This window comes from Geitlerinema calcuttense NRMC-F 0142 (genome assembly GCF_030285425.1).
On the sequence record NZ_JASVEJ010000014.1, the window covers coordinates 1 to 22,427 of the forward strand.

At 47.5% G+C, this 22,427-nt stretch carries 17 protein-coding genes; 9 read left to right on the forward strand and 8 right to left on the reverse strand.

The annotated features are described in order from the left end of the window. Nucleotides 1–2,220, reverse strand: a 2,220-nt coding sequence (locus QQ055_RS03515; RefSeq protein ID WP_286004241.1) for a filamentous hemagglutinin N-terminal domain-containing protein, incomplete at its 3' end; no start/stop codon positions are given. A gap of 369 nt (nt 2,221–2,589) precedes the next feature. On the opposite strand from QQ055_RS03515, the gene QQ055_RS03520 reads away from it, so the two are divergent. Further along, on the forward strand, nt 2,590–5,679 hold the full coding sequence (locus tag QQ055_RS03520; RefSeq protein WP_284478522.1) for a Calx-beta domain-containing protein: 3,090 nt from the start codon (nt 2,590–2,592) through the stop codon (nt 5,677–5,679). Here QQ055_RS03520 and QQ055_RS03525 read toward each other — a convergent pair. Beyond that, nucleotides 5,671–6,444 (reverse strand): LemA family protein, encoded by a 774-nt coding sequence (locus QQ055_RS03525; protein WP_284478521.1) that lies wholly within the window; start codon nt 6,442–6,444, stop codon nt 5,671–5,673. The two genes, QQ055_RS03520 and QQ055_RS03525, sit on opposite strands and share 9 nt — an antisense overlap. A gap of 216 nt (nt 6,445–6,660) precedes the next feature. Between QQ055_RS03525 and QQ055_RS03530 the strand changes: the two genes are divergently transcribed. After that, nucleotides 6,661–7,989 (forward strand): TPM domain-containing protein, encoded by a 1,329-nt coding sequence (locus tag QQ055_RS03530; RefSeq protein ID WP_286004242.1) that lies wholly within the window; start codon nt 6,661–6,663, stop codon nt 7,987–7,989. Nucleotides 7,990–8,000: 11 nt separating this feature from the next. On the opposite strand, the gene QQ055_RS03535 is transcribed toward QQ055_RS03530, so the two are convergent. Genes QQ055_RS03535 through QQ055_RS03545 form a run of 3 tightly spaced genes read right to left on the reverse strand, consistent with a single transcriptional unit; the run spans nt 8,001 to nt 9,599 of the window. Further along, on the reverse strand, nt 8,001–8,372 hold the full coding sequence (locus QQ055_RS03535; protein WP_283356500.1) for a DUF5615 family PIN-like protein: 372 nt from the start codon (nt 8,370–8,372) through the stop codon (nt 8,001–8,003). After that, nucleotides 8,369–8,656, reverse strand: a complete 288-nt coding sequence (locus tag QQ055_RS03540; protein ID WP_283356499.1) for a DUF433 domain-containing protein — start codon at nt 8,654–8,656, stop codon at nt 8,369–8,371. Before QQ055_RS03540 ends, QQ055_RS03535 begins: the two co-directional genes overlap by 4 nt. Nucleotides 8,657–8,705: 49 nt before the next feature. Further along, nucleotides 8,706–9,599 carry a hypothetical protein gene (locus tag QQ055_RS03545; protein ID WP_284478519.1) on the reverse strand — a complete coding sequence of 298 codons (894 nt, stop codon included), beginning with the start codon at nt 9,597–9,599 and terminating at the stop codon, nt 8,706–8,708. Between the two features lie 158 nt (nt 9,600–9,757). On the opposite strand from QQ055_RS03545, the gene QQ055_RS03550 reads away from it, so the two are divergent. Continuing rightward, nucleotides 9,758–11,167: a bifunctional orotidine-5'-phosphate decarboxylase/orotate phosphoribosyltransferase gene (locus tag QQ055_RS03550; RefSeq protein ID WP_284478518.1), complete on the forward strand. Its 1,410-nt coding sequence runs from the start codon at nt 9,758–9,760 to the stop codon at nt 11,165–11,167. A 48-nt stretch (nt 11,168–11,215) separates the two neighbouring features. Here QQ055_RS03550 and QQ055_RS03555 read toward each other — a convergent pair whose 3' ends face one another. The 3 genes from QQ055_RS03555 to QQ055_RS03565 all read right to left on the reverse strand — a co-directional run bounded on the left by QQ055_RS03555 (nt 11,216) and on the right by QQ055_RS03565 (nt 14,462). Beyond that, nucleotides 11,216–12,289, reverse strand: coding sequence for a DUF3616 domain-containing protein (locus tag QQ055_RS03555; RefSeq protein ID WP_284478517.1), 1,074 nt, complete (start codon nt 12,287–12,289; stop codon nt 11,216–11,218). A 231-nt stretch (nt 12,290–12,520) separates the two neighbouring features. Beyond that, nucleotides 12,521–12,859: a nucleotidyltransferase family protein gene (locus tag QQ055_RS03560; RefSeq protein WP_284478516.1), complete on the reverse strand. Its 339-nt coding sequence runs from the start codon at nt 12,857–12,859 to the stop codon at nt 12,521–12,523. 253 nt (nt 12,860–13,112) lie between these two features. Beyond that, entirely contained in the window at nt 13,113–14,462 is a 1,350-nt protein-coding gene (locus QQ055_RS03565; RefSeq protein WP_284478515.1) for an NAD(P)/FAD-dependent oxidoreductase, read from the reverse strand. Nucleotides 14,463–14,860: 398 nt separating this feature from the next. Here QQ055_RS03565 and QQ055_RS03570 point away from each other — a divergent pair, with 398 nt between their 5' ends. From QQ055_RS03570 to folE, 6 genes are all read left to right on the forward strand, one after another. After that, nucleotides 14,861–18,277 carry a pre-peptidase C-terminal domain-containing protein gene (locus tag QQ055_RS03570; protein ID WP_284478514.1) on the forward strand — a complete coding sequence of 1,139 codons (3,417 nt, stop codon included), beginning with the start codon at nt 14,861–14,863 and terminating at the stop codon, nt 18,275–18,277. Nucleotides 18,278–18,370: 93 nt separating this feature from the next. Then, entirely contained in the window at nt 18,371–19,354 is a 984-nt protein-coding gene (hemB, locus tag QQ055_RS03575; RefSeq protein ID WP_284478513.1) for a porphobilinogen synthase, read from the forward strand. Between the two features lie 98 nt (nt 19,355–19,452). Beyond that, nucleotides 19,453–19,785: a hypothetical protein gene (locus QQ055_RS03580; protein ID WP_069967715.1), complete on the forward strand. Its 333-nt coding sequence runs from the start codon at nt 19,453–19,455 to the stop codon at nt 19,783–19,785. An 85-nt stretch (nt 19,786–19,870) separates the two neighbouring features. Next, nucleotides 19,871–20,320, forward strand: a complete 450-nt coding sequence (locus QQ055_RS03585; protein ID WP_069967716.1) for a SufE family protein — start codon at nt 19,871–19,873, stop codon at nt 20,318–20,320. 284 nt (nt 20,321–20,604) lie between these two features. Next, nucleotides 20,605–21,639, forward strand: coding sequence for a CobW family GTP-binding protein (locus QQ055_RS03590; protein ID WP_284478512.1), 1,035 nt, complete (start codon nt 20,605–20,607; stop codon nt 21,637–21,639). Nucleotides 21,640–21,749: 110 nt separating this feature from the next. Next, entirely contained in the window at nt 21,750–22,391 is a 642-nt protein-coding gene (gene folE, locus QQ055_RS03595; protein ID WP_283356505.1) for a GTP cyclohydrolase I FolE, read from the forward strand. Nucleotides 22,392–22,427 lie beyond the last annotated feature (36 nt).

Genomic DNA, 22,427 nt, shown 5'->3' on the forward strand with positions numbered 1-22,427 from the left:
GGTTGGTGGGGGTGGAGGTGTCGGAGGGGTTGGTGGGGTTGGCGGTAAACTGGTAGTCAGAATTTGAATATTGCTCTGAAAATAGCTTTCTAGGAAAGAGGCTAAAGGAAGAATTGCATTTTCTGGGCTAGTGGCGATCGCGCCTGCGGTACCATTGAGTTGAGGATCGCCAACCGTAAACGGAATTTGTCTTTCTCCGCCCCCATGTTCGATGCGAATATTTCCCCCAGTGTCGCCACCTGCGGTTGAGAGGCTGACATTAAAGCCATTTCGATCTAAAAACGTCCCTGAAGCCCGCAACAATCCTGGCGTGCTAATTTGAATGCTATTGTTGCCAGTACCCGCGCTGCCACTTTGAGCATTAATTGCAGAAATATCAATATCGCCTAGCGCCCTTAAGGTGACAGCCCCCCCCTGTCCGGTTTGCGAACTAGAATTAATTAAACCGGAAATTTGCAGGCTACCGTTGGTACTTTCAACGAAAATCGATCCGCCATTTCCCACATTAGAGCCACTATTAATATTGTTAATCAGGATATCTCCAGGGGCTGATAAAATAATAGGGCCTCCATTGGCTAACCCATTGGTTGTTCCTGATGTATTCAAATTATTAACGACAATACGACCTGGAGAAGAGGCTTGAATTCCAGGGATAAAGGTGGTATTTCCGGAAGCTTGTTCGGGTGGAAGGTTAGGAACATCGCTAAGGGCTGCAACACCTGCCCGTAAAATGATTGCTTTTTCGGATTGCAATAAAGCACTATCTGGATCGTTACTGGGAACCGCCGCATCGGGTGCTGTAATCGTAATATTGCCGCCTGTAATGCTGCCTTGCGATTCAATTTTTAAGGAAACTCCTGTATAATCGCCAAAGATAACATCGCCATTCGAGCGAATAATGGGATCGAACAGGCTAATAAATTCTCCTCCTTCACCTGTTAAGTTCAGAAGCTCAAAATTTCTCCCTGCTTGAAATTGAGCATCGCCTGAAATAATCCCGCCACTGATTAACCTTAAATTCCCGCCGCTGACAAAGGGAGTTTGTAAATGATTGAGGGCAAGAATATCAATCATTTGGTTGCCTTGAAGGATGAGATTTCCTCCAGCATTCGCCAGAAAAGACCGTTCTAAACTATCGCGAATTTGAATAACTTGATTGGCAAATAAGGTTAAGTCTCCGGTGGTTTGAATGTGACTTTCACTGAGTTTTAACTGGTTGCTAGCCAAGAAATGGGCTGTTTGAGCAGCAACAGAACTGCGAGAAACAATTACATCTCCTCTTTCAATTTGAATACCCGAACCAGTCAGTTGTACTTCCCCATTAGGAGTTAGGCTAAATTCGGTTGCATGGTTGCCCAAATGTCCGCTAGTTAACAGTTGAGGAAGGCTTAAAGGCGCGATTGAATTTGGATCTGAAGGCAGGGGTATTTCTAAACTTAGAATATGGTCTTTTTGACTAATTCTGACGACATTTTCTCCCGGAACCGCAATCAGATTAATTTCTCCTTGGGGCGCAGAAAGGTTCCCGGTACTGACAATAGTACCGCCAATGAAGCTCAAACTTTGTCCGGGGGAAACGGCTAGATTTCCCTGATTAATAATGGTTCCGGTGGGCAATGCGTTAAAATGAAAAGCGGTAGGATTGCCAACCAGATTGGCATAGGAATTAACGCCCGTTGCGGTAAACCCTTGGAGATTACCAAAGCTGATTTGATGCGCCGTTGTTGCGGTAAAAGAACCGGGAACATTCAGTTGAGCATTGGGACCAAAAATCAGCCCTGCGGGATTCATTAAATAGAGATTGGCTGGGCTTCCCGTGACTTGAATTAAGCCATTAATAATAGAAGGATCTCCCCCATTAATTCGCCCTAGAATATTGCGAACGTCTGGGGGGGATAAAAACAGCGCGCTTTGATTGCGATCGAGGTTAAATTGGGTAAAACTATGGAAAAGGTTGCTGCGATCGCTAGAACGCCTCCCTCCGGTAATCTCAAAGCGATCGCCCTGTTGCCGATTAATCGTCCCCGTGCCATCATGGGCTGGAATAATCTGGGCGTAGGCTTGAGGTGAGATTAGACAAGCCACAACGGGTAAAGCCCCGCATTTAGCCGTCTGTTTGGCTAGGCGGTTCCAAAAGTCGCAAGGCGCGAATTGGGATAAAGCCATCCAAAGCGATGCACCCGCAGGAGTCTCAGTATTTTTACGGTAAGCTGATTTCATGCATTCCTGATCTAAATTCAGACGGGAGGGTAGATGTAGATCGATCCTATTGCAGGAATTGAGGGCTGTAACCCCCCAAGTTGATTAATATGTGTTGGGAATTTAAGGAGAAAGTCTAAGCCAGACAAGCATTTGGGGAAATTCCCTGCCAGCGTTCCTTAGAATGAATGTTGAATGAGACTAGAATAGGGACAACTCAAAGGACTTCGTGCTAGAACAGAATCTTAAGTTCGTGACTCCGTAGAAACTCGGAATATGCGTTTGACAGAAAGCTGAAAGCCAAGTTCCATCTTAGGTTAAGCTGACTGTAGAAATACTCAGGGTTAAACTGAAATTCGGGTCTACCAAACACAGGGGATAATCATACCAATGCTGGTTATTACAGGGACGCCGGGGGACGATACTTTAATTGGAACGCTTCAATCAGAAGTGATTTTTGCTAATGCTGGCGATGACTGGATAGAAGGCGTTGGTGGTAATAATATTCTGTATGGCGACCAAGGCAATGACAGCATTTTTGGGGGCTTGGGCGATGATATCCTCTATGGCAATGGTGGAGATGATTGGCTAGAGGGTGGAGAAGGAAACGATATTTTATTTGGCGGACACGGTAATGATACCTTGATTGGCGGTTTGGGTAACAATCGCTTATCGGGCGATGCCGGAAACGACTTATTGCAGAGTTTTAATGGCAGCGATACGCTCACAGGTGGGGTTGGAGATGACACATTTGCGATCGCACCCACTACCGGCGGTTTTACCCTAGAAGAAGCCACGATTATCACCGACTTCCACGAAGGCACCAACGTCATTGAATTAACCAACGGCTTGGACTTCTCGCAACTAAGAATTTTCCAAGGCAGCGGTCAGTACAGTAACGATACCATCATCCAAGACCAAACCAGCGATCGCTTCCTCTTAATTCTCCAAGGCGTAGCTGTAGAAAGCATCGATCGCAACGATTTTATCCCACCGCCCGCCGCTCAACCGGGTAGCTTGCAATTTAGTGCCTCAACCTTCAGAATTAGCGAAGATGGCACCCCCATCGCCGCCGTCACCGTGACTCGCATCGGGGGAAGCCAAGGCGAAGTCAGTGTCGTCCTCACCCTCACCGACGGTAGCGCCACCGCCCCCGATGATTACGACAATACCCCCATTACTGTCACCTTTGCCGATGGCGACAGCACCCCCAAAACCGTCAATATTCCAATTGTGGATGACGATTTAGTTGAAGGCGATGAAACCGTCAACTTATTCTTAAGCAACCCCACCGGAGGTGCAACCCTCGGCAGCAATCAAACCGCTACCCTGATTATCATTGACAACGACTTTCCAGGGGCCCCCACAGGCATCGAACTTTCTAACAATACCCTTGATGAAAATAGTCCAGCGGGGAGTGTCATCGGTCTATTGTCCACCCTTGACCCAGATGTGGGCGATACTCATACCTATACCCTACTCGACGATGCTGACGGGCGATTTACCCTCAATGGCAATCAACTCGTGGTTGCGCCCGGTGCCGTGCTAGACTTTGAAACCACGCCGAGTTTCAATATCGCCATACGGACAACCGACTCCACAGGATTGACCTACGATGAAGTCTTTACCATCGCCCTCAATGACGTAAACGAAGCACCGATCGCGATCAAACTCTCTAATAATACAATTGACGAACAAAGTCCGATCGGTACCCTCATCGGTCTGCTATCCACCCTAGACCCCGATATCGGCGATACGCATACCTATAGCCTACTTGACGATGCCAGCGGACGGTTTGAGATTGAAAATAATCAACTGGTTGTTGCCGATAGCAGTCTTTTAGAAGCTGCCGCCTATCAAATTACCATCCGCAGCACGGATGCAGGCGGCTTATTTTTAGACCGCACCTTTAACATTCAAGTGAATAATGTCAATCAAGCGCCCATTGGGATTGAACTGTCTAATAATACGGTTGATGAGGGGAGTTCAGAAGGAACCGTCGTCGGCATTTTCTCCACCCTAGACCCCGATGCAGGCGATACCCATACTTACACCTTACTCGATGATGCCGAGGGACGCTTTACCCTAGATGGCGATCGCTTAATTGTGGCAGATGGGATGCAAATTGACTTTGAAACCAATGCCACCCATAGCATTACGATTCAAACCACCGACGCGGGGGGATTGAGTTACACCGAAACCCTCATTATCGATGTCAATGACCTCAACGATGCCCCTATTCTCGACCCTTCTAGCGACTTGCGCTTTTCGCCGATTAATCAAAATCTCAACGTCACCCGCAATAATGGCACTCTAGTGGCCAATATGCTAGTCAGCGCAGGGACTACCCCGATCTTCGATCCAGATGCGGGCGCAGTGCAAGGGATTGCCGTGATTGGTGTCGATGATAGCAACGGGGTGTGGGAATATTCCACCGATGGGGGGACAACCTGGCAAGAATTTGGGGCGATTTCTCCCACAGAGGCAACCGTATTGCGCGATACGCCCAATGACCGGATACGCTTTTTACCCAATTTGAATTTTATCGGATCGGCGGATATTCTGTTTCAGGCTTGGGATGCAACCGATGGCAACCCCAGCGGCACCCAAAATATTGATGCCTCCCTAGCTGGGGGAACAACCGCGTTTAGTTTAGCTTCAGATACGGCCGCCATTTCCGTTGTCCAACCCATTTACATTGCCGATACCAGCGAGGTTTCCCCCGGTGCCAATGCCATTCGCCGTACCGATTTGGGGGCGACGGGTTTGATTGATTTGGTGGTAAATTTGGGAGACCCCTTAGCGATCGCTCTCGACGCCGAACGGGGGAAAATGTATTGGACGGATGATACGACCAATCGCATCCAACGGGCGAACCTGGATGGTACGGGGGTGGAAAATTTAATCGTATCGGGATTAGATCGACCCAGAGCGATCGCCCTCGACCTATTTAATGACAAAATCTATTGGGTGGATTCCGGTCGCGATATCATTGAACGAGCGAACCTCGATGGCACGGGACGCGAGGTGGTTCTCGATTTAGGAGGCCCTTCCCCAGCGCTATTCCCCACCGGCATTGCCTTAGATGTCCCCCGCAATCAGATGTATTGGACGGATGGAACCCAAAATACCATTCATCGGGCGAACCTCGATGGTACGGGGGCCGAGATTATTGTCGGAAGCGGGTTAGTCCGACCGCGCGCCATTGCCCTCGATCTATCGCGCGATCGCGTATACTGGACGGACTTACAGTTGGGTATTATTGAAAGCGCAAATCTCGATGGTTCCGCACGAGAAACCCTGGTTTCCGGCTTATCTTTCCCCACCAGTCTAGCGATCGATCCGTTGGGTGGCAAAATGTACTGGGCTGATTCCACCACCGATAAGTTGCAACGGGCGAACCTCGACGGTTCGGGAATTGAAGATTTACTGACGGCCAATCGCGATTTTGACCCCACGGGCATCGCCTTGTTATTCTAAATTAACCGCTGGCAGTTGCGGATTCTCGGCTTGGAAGAAGGGTTTGGTTTCAAATCCGGCAACTCCTGCCACTAAGTTATTGGGAAAGCGACGAACTTGGCGGTTATACTGCTGCACCGTTTCGTTATAGCGCCTGCGTTCTACCGCAATTCGATTTTCCGTTCCGGCTAACTCATCTTGCAAAGCCATATAAGCTTGGGAAGAAACCTGTTGCGGGTTAGTGGCGGCATAACTATTAAAGCGTTCAATAGCTAACCCAATATTATTATTAGCGGCTAGCTTTTCTTGGGGAGTTTCCGCTTGCAAATAACTCTGACGCGCTTGTACCAATAACGAAATTAACTCCCGTTCTTGTCTAGCAGAGGCTTGGGCAACATTAACCAAATTGGGGATTAAATCCGCCCGTCGCTGGAGTTGGTTTTCCACTTGCGCCCAAGCAGCCTCAACATTGCCTTCAGCATTGGCTAGGGTATTGTAACTGAAGATGCCCCAAAGCGCGATCGCAATTCCCACCCCAATCAGAACTATCTGAAGGGTGCGCGTTTTAGCTTTAGCTTGTTGCTGTTGCACAGCAGCCGCTTGACGGTTTTTCTGAACTTCTTGAATCGCTTTTTGAATTAATTCTGGGGGAATTTGTACCTCTCCCCCAGCCTGAATTAACTCCGCTTGGGAATAACTTTGCGTTTGTTCGGCATACATCCGCGAGGCTAACGCTAGAACCTCTGAAGCAATTTCTTCTGGAATCCGTTCTTCAGGTTGATGCATTTGACAAATAAATATGAACTTTACAAACCTTTCTCGCTGCCATTGAAATTCCAAGGTTACATTAGGGATGGCGAACTGAATCTAAGCCCCACCTTTCGGATTGCTAAAGCTTTCTCGATCCTAACACCGAACCCTTGTCAACTTACCGAAGAATCTGCGATGCTCTTTTCCTTTCCTCGCATCAAACCCAGATTTAAACAAGTTTTATGGGGAGGTTTGTTTGCACTTGCCTTCTACCTATTTCCCCTCGCCAGTTATGCCCTAACAGTGCAAGAAGTTCCCAACCCGCAACAAGTCAGCGGGGGCTGGGTGACGGATATGGCCCAATTGCTTTCTCCTCAAACCGAAACCCAAATCAATCAGTTAATTACGCAACTCGAAGCCACCAACGGCACAGAAATCGCAGTGGTGACAGTCCCTTCAACCGCCCCCGCCTCTTCTGTAAAAGCGTTTGCTACAGAATTATTCAATACCTGGCAAATCGGCAAACAAGGTCAGGATAATGGCGTATTATTCCTAGTATCCTTGGACGATCGCCGCGTGGAGATTGAAACCGGGTATGGGGTGGAAGGCGTTTTGCCCGATGGACGAGTGGGGCGCATTCTCGATATCCATGTGATTCCCCGCTTCCGCCAAGATAACTACGAAGGGGGAATTTTAGCGGGAACTCAAGCCTTAGTCCGGGCTTTAGAACAAGAAACCTATAATCCCATCACCTCCCCAATGGTCGATCAACCGACTGCTGTAAAAACTTTGGGATTTGGCGGAATTCTAGTGGCGATCGCCTCTGCGGTTGCCTCCTATTTTAAGCTGAAACAACCCCTTTATCTCGAACCGTTAGGGCGATCGCGCATTCAAGCCGATAGCGGGGTATCTTGGCTGTTGTATCTCATCGGTGCAGGCTTGGTTTTCACCGTTGGGCTAGTGTTCTGGGCGATTGTTTGGGGTCAAGTTGGCATTTTTGGCTTCCTAGTGGTGGGTGCGATCGCGCTAGCGGCTGCCTTTGCCCTCAGAAGCGGCTTGTTTGCCCTTTTGAGAGGAAAAACCTCAGAATTGCAGCCCGTCTATTGTCAGCGCTGCCAGGTGCCAATGGTGCAAGTGACCGAGAATCCTGGCGAATATTTATCTTCAGGCGATCGCGTTGCCCAACAACTGGGCAGCGAAACCTTTACCGTGTGGCGCTGTCCCCAATGCGGAGACACCCAAAACGGCGTTCACATCCGGTCTTGGCGGCAGTTGTCGCGTTATGAAACTTGTCCCAAATGCGATGCCCTCACCCTAGAACGCCAGACTCAGACCCTTAAACACCCCACCCACTGGAATAGCGGCAAGCGGGAAATTACCTTACACTGCCACCACTGTGACTATCACAAAATTACGCAAGAACGCATCCCCCCCTTACCTCCACCCTCCAGCGGAGGTGGGGGGAGTAGTGGCGGTAGCAGTTTTGGGGGCGGTGGCAGTTTTGGGGGCGGTGGCGGTAGCAGCGGTGGCAGTTTTGGCGGGGGCAGCAGTGGCGGCGGTGGTGCAGGTCGCAGTTGGTAGAATCTCCTAGGTTAAGGCCGTTCAATATAGGCACCGAGAAACACAAGTTGATTCACCATTTCTTTGGCTGATACAGTCGCGGCCAGCCTAAGTAGACCTTGCAACTGTTGCCCGACTGAATAGCGTTGTTGCTGGACTAAAATAATTCCTGCATGATTTCTTTCTGCTGCTAAGAATTCACGATGTAGGCGACAAAAGTCGCGTTGATTGTAGCTGTAGATAGCCCGACGCTGGGTAGTTGCCCAAAGTAATTGGTCTTCATCTGAATAACTCTCTCGATGAACTTCAGTCACCGTCACAATGTCTAAGTCTGCATTACGAAAGGCTGCAATCAAAGATTTTTCAACGCTATCCTCATCTAAGTAAAGTTGAAGTGAGTTCACTCCTTTGTCCTATATTCAGTTTCTAAACGTACAAACTCCTGCACATCTAAAGCAATATCTGCGTCAATCGTTTCCTGGTTAGCGAAATAATAGGCTAGGGCTGCATAAACCTGGGCTAACGTTAGCTGCGGTCTTTCGGCGACAATATCTTCAGGTTTTCGACCCGCATTAAAATCGACTGCGATGTTAGCCACTGTAACTCGGTGTCCGGCAATTCGAGGACGACCCCCACAAATCTCTGGTGTAGAGAGAATTAGCGTACCAATGTCTGTTAAGGCTGGCATAGCTGACCTGAAATCAATTAACCTGCATCTTAACCCTAGCCTAGACCTTCTAATATTGTGACTCTCCCGGACAAATGGCTAAACTTGCCCCATCTGCACAGGCTTGTTCTGCCATCGCCAGTGCAACCGCATCAAATAACGGACTCGCCCATTGACGGCCCGCTTGAATCGATCCGGCAAACTGGACGATTTCTCTGGCTTGGGCAACTTCTAAAATCGCAACGCGGGGGTTATATTCAGCGGCGCGTTCAATCAGGGGATGCCATGCTAAAGAACTGCCTTCTTTATTACTTTGACCCCCTCGGACTCGCGGGCCAATATTTCTGAGGCCGTAATGCTGGTAGAAAGAAATTAAGCGCGATTGAATCCGATTTTCCCAAACAAAATCGCGCGGATGCAAGCCTGTCACCAACATTTGCGCCCCCGGAAAGGGGTTGGCAGCATTGGCGATATGGGCATCGGCGGTTAATACTAAGGTTTGGACGTTGGCGTTACCTTTGTGAACGCCCGCAATAAAGTGTTCTAAGCCTTGGAAGCCTTGCAGGGTTTCGCCGTACATTTCAATACTGGGTGTCAGCACAAAGAAACCCATTGCTTCTAGGCGCTGTTGCATCTCTTGGACGGTAATGATATTCCACAAACGCCCAATGCTGCGACCGTTGACGCTAGCCCCGGCTTGCAGACCGTTGCTAGTATATTGCATGGGGAGAATAGCGATCGCCTTATCGGTATTAATCCGAATGGGCGCAACGTCGGCGTGAGTCCAATTGTTGCCAGTGTAGTTGTAATAAACCCGATAAATCCCTTGTCCGGCGGTAAATTGGTAAGTTCGCCCATCGTTGAGAATGCTAATTTGGGGAGTATGGGATTGGGCAAAAACGGGAGACGCGGCTAAACTGGCGATCGCAATCGCACTCATCACAACCTTAAGCGTTTTTCTCATATTGGCTCAATAGCAACTCACTGTTTGGCTAACGGTTGACAATACCGCAAATCGGGAAATTTTGAGCAATATCTTGGACAATAAACGTAACTTGCATTACTCCTAGACGGTTGGCAAATCGTCGATGATGCCGATAAATTGCGATAAACCCGTTAAATATGAGCTTTTTTGAAAAATACTCTGCTGCGACCGAACGCAATCGTACCCATCTTTACATTAGTCTCGATCCAGACCCAGAACTGCTCGAACCTTCAGATAATGATAGTTTGTGGGACTGGTTGCATTTTTTGATTGCCCAAACAGCGGATTTAGTCTGCGCCTATAAGCTGACGCTAGATTTTTATCAATCTTTGGGAGTGGTGGGGTTTCAACTGCTACAACAAACCCTCAAAGCCATTCCGCGCCATCTCCCGATTATCCTAGATGCAAAGCACAGCGATATCAATACCAGTACGGTGTTTGCGCGGACGGTGTTTGAAGATTGGCGGGTGGATGCTTGTACGATTGTGCCATTTGGCGGGCTAGATCATGTTGCCCCGTTTTTGGTCTATCCCGATAAGGCGGTGTTTGTGCTGAGTTATACGGGGAATTCTTCAGGGGACATTCTCCAAGAACACCCTTCGCCAGATAATCCGTTTTATTTGCAACTCATTCAAGCCTCGCAGAGTTGGGGTTCTCCCGAACAGTTGGGTTTAGAAGTTAGCGCCGCCAAACCGGAGGTTTTAGCCAAAATTCGCAGTTATGCGCCAGAACGTTTAATTTTGGCTGTAGGAGAGTATAGTACGCCTCCAGACTACGCCCAATCTTTGATCGGTGGGGGCGAAGGGTTGCTGTTACCCGTTTCTCCAGACTTGTTATTGCACAAAAAACCGGGCGAAGCGGTCGATCGTCTGCGAACATTAGTAGAACAGGAACACCAAAAGGCGATCGCACCTAATTCTAGTTGTCAGTTATGGGTTCCCAATGTCTGCTTTTTGCGATCGCAACCCCACCGCGATCTAATTCTCCAACTCTACGATATCGGCTGCATCACGTTTGGCGATCACGTCCAGGCGTCGGGAGAGGTGTTTCCCTACTATATCGATTTGCGAAAACTGATTTCTCAGCCGCAAACCTTCCACCTGGCGCTAACCGCCTATGCTGAAATCTTAGAAACCCTAAAATTTGACCGTATTGCTGGAATTCCTTACGGTTCGCTTCCAACAGCAACGGGGTTGGCTTTGCGTTTAGGCTACCCAATGATTTTCCCCCGCAAGGAGGTGAAAGCCTATGGTGCAAAACGCCTTATTGAAGGCCATTACGAACCGGGAGAACGGATTGTCGTGGTGGATGATATTTTAATTAGCGGTAAAAGCGTTATGGAAGGGGCGCAAAAACTCCAATCGGTCGGTTTAGAGGTCAAGGATATTATCGTCTTAATTGACCACGGACGGGGCGTTAAAGACCGCCTCAAACAAAATGGCTATAACGGCTACTCGGTTTTAACTTTATCAGAAATTGCCGATACCCTTCTAGAATCAGGACGCATTACCCTCACTCAATTTGAGTTAATTGTCAGTCAACACTAATCTTTGATACTTCCCCTCACCCCCAATCCTAGGGTAAGGGGAAAAAGATTAGTCTAAGCGAAACAAATCCGCATAAACTGAATGTTCGTCGGGGCGACGATTCGGGAGAGGAGAATCGTACAATACTAAGAGCGATCGCGCTTGGTCTAAACAGGGAACAAGCGCCAACCCCTCTGCTTTATCGCCGCCAACGGTGTAAGGTAAATCAAACAGAATTTCTAAGCGTTCCGTATCTTGATCGCTAATCGAATCATCTTCTAAATTCAAAGCATCTTTAAGACGGAATAAACGCACTTCTCCGGCTACTTCCATTGTCGGGCCTGAGAGAATAATTAAATCATCCTCTAGCCAACAGAGTTCTCTCACCCCTAACCCATTCAGATTCACAAAATGCTTTTTGTAGAGTTTTCCGGCTTCATCTATGGGTTTGAGGGTCAGAACGCCAGGTTCTGATTCAGTCATCTCTAATTCTACTAAAATTGCCCAACCGCGCAATACGGGACCGCGCAAGCCGAGAAAAACTCGATTTCCCCGAACCGCCAATCCTTCAATATCGAAACCATTATCTTTACTCGGAATTCCGCTTTTAATAAACGGTCCAATATGCCGATCTTCGGTTAGAACTTCAATCAATAAATTACGATTGTCAATCGTCTCTAAACAAGCAGCAGTTAACGTTTGATTTTTGTCTTGGGGATGCGACCCACTTTTGACTAAATCGCCGTTAACTAAAGGAATTCTAGCAATAATAAAGCGATTTAGATCGGTTGTAACAGTGGCGAGTCGTTTGAGATCTTTTTCAAGGTCTTTACCTTTCGGCTTCTTGCGTTTGGTACTATGAGAACCCGTGAACCAGAGGTATCCCTCAGAATAATCAATTCCTTCAATATCAATTTCATTATCATCGAATAGGGGAACAAAATCGCCAATATGAAAAGTTTTATGTTCGCCGTACATATAAGGCGCAGTGGGAGACAGACGTTCGATGCTGATATATTCATCAGAACCCACCCAAAGATAGCCATCAGGAGTATGGGCGATCGCGCTGAGTTCTCCTGTTAGATCGTCATCAGGACTATCAAAGCGCAGTAGCAAACGACTCAGCAAAAAGCACTCTTTCATAAGGTTAATTTTTTTCGATTATCGACTTCATCATAGCGTTAATCTTGAGCAATCGAATCACTCCTAAGATTTAGGCGATCGCCAATCCTCTCTAATCCGTATTTTCCTAACAAGCTATTGGGATATGCGCCAAAGACCCAATGCTTCAATTTCTACAGATACTCTGTTATGGGGTAAGCGCGATCGCTTATACAGATTCATCCTGCTTAGGTAACAACAGATTCTATATCTCTATTGGTTGTCATAAATTACTTTTATGGACGAAAGAATATTACTTTTTCGTAGCCAGTTATAATCCTGTTCAATACTAGCTTTTGAGACTAAATCAACCTTTCGACTCAGTAATTGCTCTAATTCTTCTTCCGCACAGATTAGATCCCTCAATCTCCAACGAGTGCTAGGCTTCAGAATATACAAAAAATCTACATCACTATTGACCGCAAAATCATCCCGTAAAATCGAACCAAATACGGCTAATTCTGCAATTTCCCATCGCTGACAAAAGGCTTGTATTGCATCGACTGGGAGTGCGATCGCTAATTTTAGTTCTGTTTCTTCTAGTTTGACCATCGCTTACTACCTTTTTCCTAACTCATACAAAACTTGTAGCATTTCACGGGTGCGATCGCCCAATTTACTCAAGTCCTTAAAAATCTGTACAGTTATTAAATTTGAACTGGATTCAACTCTATTTTGATTGTTTTCCTACCATTTCCCGACCTTCTTGTAAAGAGTGGAATTGTAGAGCAATCCCAAACAAAACAAACTTAATGAATTTGTAAAATCGACCTTACATGTAATTAAATCTCCCTCACTGAAGCCGCTAGACCTTTAGCTGATTTTTATTGGTTTCTGGGGTATAATACTCGCCCTGTTCGTCAACTTTAACGCGCAATAAAGACTCTTCTCCAGTAATCAGACGCGCCCCACTCTTGCGGGTGAAATATTTCCACGCCCATTGGATCATTACGACTAACTTATTGTCAAATTCAATTAAGAAATAGATATGGGCAAACACCCAAATAAACCAAGCTAAAAATCCCGTAAACTGAATAAAACCTAAATCGACGACAGCGGCGTGTTTGCCAATGACGGCTAAACTTCCATAGTCGGTATAGCGGAAGGGGGGTAAAGTCTCTCCTTTGAGGCGCTTTTTAATGAGTTTGGCGACATAATCCCCTTCTTGCATAGCAACGGGAGCAACGCCCGGTAAGGGTTTATCATCTTGATGAGCGAAATGAGCCAGATCGCCAATTACAAAGATATTTGGGTATCCGGGAATGCTTAAGTCGGGTTCAACCATGACTCGCCCCACGCGATCGCGCTCAACTCCGGTGGATTGGTGTAAAATCTCTCCCATAGAGGAAGCTTTGACCCCGGCTGCCCAGAGTAGAGTTTTAGCCGTTACTTCCTCAGTGCGATCGCCTAAACGATAGGTGACGCGATCGCTTTCAATCTTCGTTACCAGCGCTTTGGTGAGAATTTCTACCCCCAAATCTGCTAGCGCCTGCTGTGCATTTGCAGATAACTCCTCAGCGTAAGGCGGTAAAACGCGATCCATCCCTTCTAACAAAAGAATGCGGGTTGCGCGAGTATCAATGTTGCGAAAATCATGCTTGAGGATGCTAAAGGCAAGTTCGGCGATCGCTCCGGCTAATTCTACCCCAGTGGGCCCGCCTCCCACAATCACAAAGGTCAGCCACGCCTTTTGTTTTTCTGGATCGGTTTCTTTCTCCGCCGCCTCAAACGCCATAAAGATCCGACGGCGCATTTCCAACGCATCCTCCACCGTCTTTAAACCGGGTGCAAGGTTGCGCCATTGTTCGTTCCCAAAATAATGATGGCTAACCCCTGTCGCCACAACCAGCGTATCGTAGGGAATGGTTTGACTTTGCAATACCACTTGCTGCGCTTGTGGATCGAGATCGACCGCTTCGTCGAGCAAGACGGTAATATTCTTATACGGGCTGAGAATCCCGCGCAACGGCGAAGAAATATCCGCCGGCGAAACGCTACCTGTCGCCACTTGGTACAGTAGCGGCTGAAACAGGTGAAAGTTGCGCTTATCCACCAAAGTCACTTGAACCGGGGCTTTTCCGAGGGCTTTCGCTGCATACAGTCCACCAAAGCCGCCCCCAATAATAACGACGCGATCAGAAGATTGCTGGTTCACGCTGTTTAACCCTTCCTGTGCTATTTCCCCTCAAAAGGGTGAGTTTAATCCGATTTTAGAAATAACTTTGCAAATCTTAAAGCATCTTTGTGAAGAATTTCTGGCAAGAGAGGTGCGATCGCATTCAGAAAGTCAGTAGCAAATATCACAGCTAAAAACTGCTGGGATTACTCTATAAAACTTAGATTGTCAATCTTTTAAGTACGTAACAATACATTAAAATCTTCCCACTGCATCTATCTACGGGTATAGAATTTTGAACGCAAGACCCGATTTTGCGTGTCAAATGGGCATTACACGTTCCTCTACCTAAGTTTTCCCGTAATACTTAGGCACTCTGTCTCCATCTATTTTCAGAACTCAAACCCGGAATCCTATCCTCTAAAAGGGTGTATCTTATGGCAAATCTTACTGGAACCGAAAGTAGCGATTTACTCAACGGTACGATTGAAAGCGATCGAATTTCAGCATTAGCTGGGAACGATACAATTTTTGGTCTGGAAGGCGACGACTGGCTTTCTGGCAACTTAGGCGACGATGCGATCTACGCAAATCAAGGCAACGACACAGCCTACGGGGGTCGTGGCAAAGATAGTCTGTACGGTGGGCGGGGAAATGACTTACTTTCAGGAAATCTAGACGACGACTACATCAACGGTAACGCTGACGACGATACGATCTACGGGGGTAAAGGCAACGATACGGTTCGCGGTGGTAAAGGCAACGATCGCATTTTTGGCGATCGCGGTAACGATATCCTCTACGGCGATTTAGGCTCAAATACCCTGACTGGAGGGGAAGGGAACGATATTTTTGTTCTAGGTAGCGATGGAGATGTCTTGACCGATTTTACCCCTGGTGAAGACCGGATTGGACTTAACGGTTTAAGCTTTAGCGACCTCAGCATTAGCCAAGGGACAGGTCAAAACGCCAATAACACTGTTATTACTAACCGCCTAACAGGCGCAATCCTCGCGACTCTCCAAGGCGTCAACGCCAGTTCTCTGAATGCAAATCACTTTACTGCGATCGCTTCGCCTTCCTCTTCCCCGAACCCAACCCCGAATTCTCCCGTTCGTCCCCCTATTTCCAGTCCAACGCCAACTCCCGCTCTCGGAGATCCGGGCAGAACTTTTGCAACGGCGGCTGATTTGGGGAATTTGAGTGAAACGCGATCGCTTCAACAACGAGTGGATGACACCGATCCGATCGACATCTACAAATTTAACTTAACCACTCCCAGAATCTTCAATTTCAGCTTAGAGGGTCTAAGTGCTGATGCCGATGTCACCCTAGTTAAAGATATCAATAACAACGGCGAGATCGATCCCAATGAAATTCTCTTCATTTCTGAGGAGTCCGGAACCACACCGGAAGTCAAAAACAACTATCTCTTAGCCGATGGCACCTATTACGTCATCGTAGAACAATACGAAGGCGACACTGACTATAACCTCAGCTTAGGCACAACTCCTCCCGACTTTACCCAAGATCGAGGGGGGAATTCCCTTGCGACTGCTACCAACCTGGGTGAGTTAGTCAAAGAAATTAACCTCAACGACTTTGTAGGCAATAACGATCCAAACGATTACTATCGCTTTAGCCTTTCCCAGGAAACAGGCTTCGCCATGTTCCTCAGTGGGTTAACTGCTGATGCGGATGTGGAACTGATTCAGGATAAAAACAACAATGGCATCGTTGACGATGGAGAAGTCATCGGTAATTCTGAGGAAGTCGGCACCGATCCAGAATATATTGACGTTGCCCGGTTAGCTCCAGGTACCTACTATGTCAAAGTGTCGCAGTTTGATGGGGATACTCCTTACCAGTTAGATTTACTGGAGTCTCGCGATAGTGCGATTGATATAGAGGTGTTCGCCACTATTGATGCGAATCAAACAATTCAAGGAAACTTGGAGAGTTCCGACCCTGCTAACGTTTCTCGCATTGGTAGCCGCAAAGATGATTATCAGTTAACGAACGTCATTGCGGGTCAAACCGTCACTGTTAACCTCAACTCTTCTGAGTTTGACACCTATCTGCAACTGGTGGATGCTGTTACCGGTGAGGTCATCGCAGAAAATGATGACGCTGACAGCAGTACCAATTCCTCCCTCTCATTTGTGGTGGCACCCAATGTAGACTACCTGGTTCGGGTAACAAGTTTTGATCCGCAAGATGGGGGTCGCGGACAGTATACCATTAGCACTCAGACTTCTAGCCCAATTGCTGGTACTGTGCCCGCTAATAATACAGCCGCCAATGAAGCGATCAATGGCGAATTGAATACTACTGATTTGAGAAATCCAGCGGATAATACTCGCTATAAGGATAGTTATCGACTCACGAACGTCGCTGCGGGTCAGCAAATCCAAGCCAAACTTGAATCTACAAGCATTGATACGGTTTTACAACTGGTCAATGCGACAACGGGAGAAGTAATCGCAGAAAATGATGATAGTGACGGCAGTACAAGGAATTCTCAGTTGACCTTTACGGCAGAAGCTGGGACGGAATACCTGCTGCGAGCCACATCTCACAAAGCCAATGAGACGGGCAATTATACACTGACCGTTGTTCGCCCTGATGCTATTACTGCAACGCCCAGCCTGACCCAAAATGAGATCGTCAATCAAATTCAAAGTTCGGTACTCAAAACTGAGGTGACGACTCGTATTGCTGATAATACGCTAGATCGCAATGATGCGATCGCGATCCTGCGTGCAGGCGGTATGTCAGAGGGAGGAGTTGACGCAATAGAATTAGATGACCTTAAGCTATTGGTCAATAACAGTACCCAACTCAATATGCCAGATGCTGTTCGGTACTTTATCGATCGGATTGTCAAAGATTCGACCGCCAGCACCAACACCGCTCAGTTGGAAAGTCAGATCGGTCGATGGTTTTTAGGGACTGAAGCTCCCACTCCGATCTTTAATCAACCAGTCCGTACCGATACAGGCGCGTCAGCTAAAAACTTCCAGTTACGCTATGCTACCTTGCAAGGTCCTCTGTTTGGGAGTTCACCCTCGGCTCGAATTGGTCATATCGACCAAGGATACTTAGGAAATTGTGCCTTTTTAGCCGCTCTTGCTGCTACGTTCAAACCGCAAAGCAATGATAAGGGCAATCAATCCAGTGACATTGTGGATAGCATGATTACGGATAATGGGGACAATACCTTTACAATCCGTTTCTACGATGAAAATACTTTGCAAGCCCAGTATGTCACCGTCGATCGGCGTGTAGCCGTTGCTACGACTACAGACCGCGAAAGCGGGCCTAGAGAGGGGAATTTATTTGGGGCTTCAGCAGACAATGAGCGTAATCCGAGGAACCCCAACAATAATGCAACGTGGGTTCCTTTGGTGGAACGCGCCTATGCTCAGTGGCGACAAGAAACGGGTCAAACTGGTAATCCAGGATATAACGCCATTGGTCTAGGAGATAATATTACCGATCCACTGACTCGGATTGTAGGACGTAGAGCGCAGTCTTATACCTTTGAAACAGGTCAAAACGATACAGCAGATTTTTCGACGATTCAACGGACGCTTGCAACAGGGGGAATGTTCATTACCACCGGAACTCCTGATGAGAAAGGAGACCCCTTTGGTAAATTGATTGTTCCTACTCATGCGTACGCGGTAACTAATGCTTATGTAGATCAAGGAGGCCAACAACGAGTTGTTGTTCGGAATCCTTGGGGGGTTGATGGGTTTCCGGGTCATGTTCAAGGAGATAACGATGGCTTTATTGACCTTACGTACAGCGACTTTACCCGCTACTTCTCTGACGGTTTGGGTATTGCCTAAATACTGAGTTGAGGAAAAGGCGATCGCACTAACCTATCTAGAGCGATCGCCTTTTGTTATATCTTGGTAGTGATAATCATTCCCATAATCAAGATGTCAATCCCCCGAATTCAGCGCCCGCGAAGATTGCGCCGTACCGCCTCCCTGCGCCGCATGGTTCAAGAAACCCAACTCAGCGCCAACGACCTGATTTACCCCATGTTCGTGATGACGGGAGAGAATGAAACCGTCGAAATTCCCTCCATGCCGGGGTGCTATCGGTATACGCTAGACCTACTGCTTAAAGAAGCAGCCGATGTTTATAATTTGGGAATTAATGCGATCGCCCTTTTCCCCGTCATCCCCTACGAACTCAAGTGCGATCGCGGCAGTGAAAGCTACAATCCGAATGGACTCGTACAACAAACCGTCCGCGCCCTCAAACAAGCCCTTCCCGAACTCATCGTCATCACCGATGTTGCCCTCGATCCATTTACCACCCACGGACATGACGGGATTGTAGACGAACAAGGCCGCATCCTCAACGACCCCACCGTCGAGATACTCGTCAAAATGGCCCTTTCCCAAGCCGAAGCCGGAGCCGATATGGTCGCCCCTTCCGATATGATGGATGGGCGTATCGGTGCCATTCGCCAAGCCTTAGACGAAAACGGATATTTCGACACCGGAATTCTTGCCTACTCTGCCAAATACGCCTCCGCCTACTATGGCCCATTTCGGGATGCGTTAGAATCTGCCCCCAAATTTGGCGACAAACAAACCTACCAAATGGACCCCGCCAACGCCAGAGAAGCCCTAAAAGAAGTCAACCTCGATATTCTAGAAGGCGCAGACATCGTGATGGTGAAGCCTGCCCTCGCCTATCTCGACATCATCTGCCAAATTAAAGCCCACACCCAACTCCCAGTTGCCGCTTATAATGTGAGCGGCGAATATGCCATGATTCGCGCTGCCGGACAACAGGGTTGGATTGATGAGAAAAAAGTGATTCTCGAAACCCTAAGCAGTATCAAACGAGCAGGCGCAGATTTAATCCTGACCTACTTTGCCAAAGAAGTCGCTTTAATGTTGCGCTAGCCAGCCGACTCAGTTAATCCAACGATTGACGCTCAGTCTAGATTAGGATTAACTTGGAAAGTCTATATCGGGATGAACATCCTCTCTATTCTGTGTCTATGTCCAACTTTGACGCCGAATTGCAATCTCAAATCGTGAGAACGATTGATATTCTAGAAGGGTTAGAAAACCTCATTGACACCGCATCCACACCAGAAATCGCCGAAATTTTACAAGATGCTTGGCTTAAAGTCAGCGATACCTTCCCAGAAGACTTTAAAGAAGCAACGCGATGGGATGCAGGTGCAGGAGGGTTGCGGCTGTATTTACGCGTTAAGGCATTTTTCGAGAATCCCATCGATAACCCCATCACTCAAGCAGAACTCGAAGCCTACTATCACAGCCAAACGCCCATCGATGAAGATTCGGCGGATTTCTTCTTTCGCGATTAGCTAGCCTGTAGAAACCCGGTCTGGGGTTGCCAAACGAGATGATAATGATTATCATTTCACTAGGCAACCCTGTATTAATCGGTGAATGTCAACTTCAGCCTCCCCCTTACCCGCCTCCCTAGAACGGCTAGTTAACCGCTTGCAGCACGCTTCTACGCCAAAACAGCGCTATGAGTATCTGCTGTGGTTAGCCCAGCGCTTACCCCCTTTTCCAGAATCCGAGAAAATACCAGAGAACAAAGTACCGGGTTGTGTCTCGCAGGTTTACCTTACAGCTCATTCGGAAAGCGATACAATAATCTTGCAGGGGGATTCTGACGCTCAAATTACGAAAGGTTTAGTTGCCCTCTTGATTGAGGGAGTCAAAGGACTTTCCGCCCAAGAAATTCAACAGTTAACTCCCGATTTCATCGCCAGAACGGGTTTAGAAATTAGTCTCACGCCCTCGCGGGTTAACGGATTTTACAATATCTTTAAAGCCTTGCAGAATAAAGTCTCTCTTGCCCAAAAAGCGTCCGCTTTATTCCTAGATTGACTGACACTTACTGCTGAAAGTCCTATGCTGGCTGCTGTTGGGTTTCGTACCTCAACCCAACCTACGCGACTATCTTGATTGTCGGTTAACCAGACTTTATCCTCATAGAATTAGCCAAAACACGTAATCGAAGCCCCCTCCGTTACCGCTATCGGAATAATCAACGATCGTTCTTTTTTAAGTTCGCAGTAAGTACCGGGTTAAAAACAGTCAGAACCAGCATTTTATTCACGGAACTGTCCGCATCTACAGGACAATCACAATACTCGATTGAGGAAAAAACCATGAAAACTGCACCTTTACCTCCCCAACTAGAAGTCCCCAAACGCGGGATGCCTGTGACGATTATTACGGGTTTTCTGGGGAGTGGAAAAACAACATTACTCAATCATATTCTCAGCAACCGCCAGGATTTAAAGGTTGCAGTGTTGGTGAATGAATTTGGCGATATTGATATTGACTCTCAGTTGTTGGTTTCCATTGATGAAGATATGGTGCAACTGAGCAATGGTTGTATTTGCTGTACGATTAATGACAGTTTAGTTGATGCCGTTTATAAGGTTTTGGAACGAGAAGAAAAAGTTGATTATCTCGTAATTGAAACCACAGGCGTAGCTGACCCGCTCCCGATTATCTTAACCTTTTTAGGCACAGAACTTAGAGAGTTAACCCGCCTCGATTCAATCTTAACCCTAGTTGATGCGGAAAACTTTACACCAGACCATTTTGAGAGTGAAGCTGCCATTGGTCAAATTGTCTATGGCGATATTATTTTATTGAATAAAACGGATCTGGTTCCTGATGAACGGGTGCAATCTTTAGAAGACTATATCCACACGACAAAAGTAGGGGCAAGAATTCTACGGTGCCAACGGGGGCAGGTGCCTTTACCCATTATTTTAGATGTAGCCTATAATGACCCAGAGGCTTACGAGCAGTTCTTAGAAGAACCGGATGATCATCATCACGAACATCACCACGAGCATCACCACGAACATCATCCCCACGAGCATCACCATCATCATTCTGCTCACCTAGAAAATGATGGATTTATCTCAATTTCCTTTACGAGCGATCGCCCTTTTGAAATTCAGAAATTTCAGGACTTTCTTGACAATTTGACTACTGATGTGTTTAGAGCGAAGGGAATCCTCTGGTTTCAAGAAAGCGACTTAAAACATATTTTCCAACTCAGCGGCAAACGATGCAGCATGGAAGCTGAGAATTGGACAACGACTCCGAGCAACCAAGTGGTATTCATTGGACGCAACCTCAATGCAGAACAGATTCGCGCTGCCTTAAAAGACTGCATTGTCTAAATCTCCATCAAGTTTTCACGTTGTTGTGAAAAAACGCCCGAAACGCCTACCGAGCAATGCGCTCAGAAGCATCGGGCAAATTTAACCTGACCCTAACTGATAGCGAACCCATGCAAAACGCCAACCTAGAATCGGCTAATAGAGCGATCGCAGCCCTCAGAACCCAAGCAGCACCCCGCGTCTCAGACGAAGAAATGAGACAAGCCGTTCGCACCTTGTTAATCGGATTAGGTGAAGATCCCGATCGCGAAGGGCTGCGAGACACACCCAAACGCGTCGTCAAAGCCCTCAAATTCCTGACCCAAGGCTATAACCAATCCCTAGACGAACTGCTCAACGGGGCCGTTTTCCACGAAGACACCAACGAAATGGTTCTCGTGCGCGATATTGACCTGTTTAGTTCCTGCGAACACCACATTCTTCCCATTCTCGGACGCGCCCACGTCGCGTATATTCCTAACGGTAAAGTCATCGGACTGTCTAAAGTCGCGCGCATTTGTGAAATGTACGCCCGTCGCCTGCAAGTGCAAGAACGCCTCACCGATCAAATTGCCGAAGCCCTGCAAGGCTTGCTCAAACCCCAAGGCGTCGCTGTTGTTGTCGAAGCCACCCATATGTGCATGGTGATGCGCGGCGTACAAAAACCGGGTTCTTGGACCGTCACCAGTTCCATGCGCGGCGTCTTTGCTGAAGATGGCCGTACCCGCCAGGAATTTATGAGTCTGATCCGCCACACGCCCACCTTCCACTAAGTGAATAGATCGCCAGAATTTGGCTCGTTCAATTCT

What these genes read in the sequence shown, in the direction of transcription:
- QQ055_RS03520 (WP_284478522.1), top strand. Translation starts at nt 2,590, where the DNA reads ATGCTGGTTATTACAGGGACGCCGGGGGACGATACTTTAATTGGAACG.
- QQ055_RS03525 (WP_284478521.1), bottom strand. Translation starts at nt 6,444, where the DNA reads ATGCATCAACCTGAAGAACGGATTCCAGAAGAAATTGCTTCAGAGGTT.
- QQ055_RS03540 (WP_283356499.1), bottom strand. Translation starts at nt 8,656, where the DNA reads ATGCCAGCCTTAACAGACATTGGTACGCTAATTCTCTCTACACCAGAG.
- QQ055_RS03545 (WP_284478519.1), bottom strand. Translation starts at nt 9,599, where the DNA reads ATGAGAAAAACGCTTAAGGTTGTGATGAGTGCGATTGCGATCGCCAGT.
- QQ055_RS03550 (WP_284478518.1), top strand. Translation starts at nt 9,758, where the DNA reads ATGAGCTTTTTTGAAAAATACTCTGCTGCGACCGAACGCAATCGTACC.
- QQ055_RS03555 (WP_284478517.1), bottom strand. Translation starts at nt 12,289, where the DNA reads ATGAAAGAGTGCTTTTTGCTGAGTCGTTTGCTACTGCGCTTTGATAGT.
- QQ055_RS03560 (WP_284478516.1), bottom strand. Translation starts at nt 12,859, where the DNA reads ATGGTCAAACTAGAAGAAACAGAACTAAAATTAGCGATCGCACTCCCA.
- QQ055_RS03570 (WP_284478514.1), top strand. Translation starts at nt 14,861, where the DNA reads ATGGCAAATCTTACTGGAACCGAAAGTAGCGATTTACTCAACGGTACG.
- hemB (WP_284478513.1), top strand. Translation starts at nt 18,371, where the DNA reads ATGTCAATCCCCCGAATTCAGCGCCCGCGAAGATTGCGCCGTACCGCC.
- QQ055_RS03580 (WP_069967715.1), top strand. Translation starts at nt 19,453, where the DNA reads ATGTCCAACTTTGACGCCGAATTGCAATCTCAAATCGTGAGAACGATT.
- QQ055_RS03585 (WP_069967716.1), top strand. Translation starts at nt 19,871, where the DNA reads ATGTCAACTTCAGCCTCCCCCTTACCCGCCTCCCTAGAACGGCTAGTT.
- QQ055_RS03590 (WP_284478512.1), top strand. Translation starts at nt 20,605, where the DNA reads ATGAAAACTGCACCTTTACCTCCCCAACTAGAAGTCCCCAAACGCGGG.
- folE (WP_283356505.1), top strand. Translation starts at nt 21,750, where the DNA reads ATGCAAAACGCCAACCTAGAATCGGCTAATAGAGCGATCGCAGCCCTC.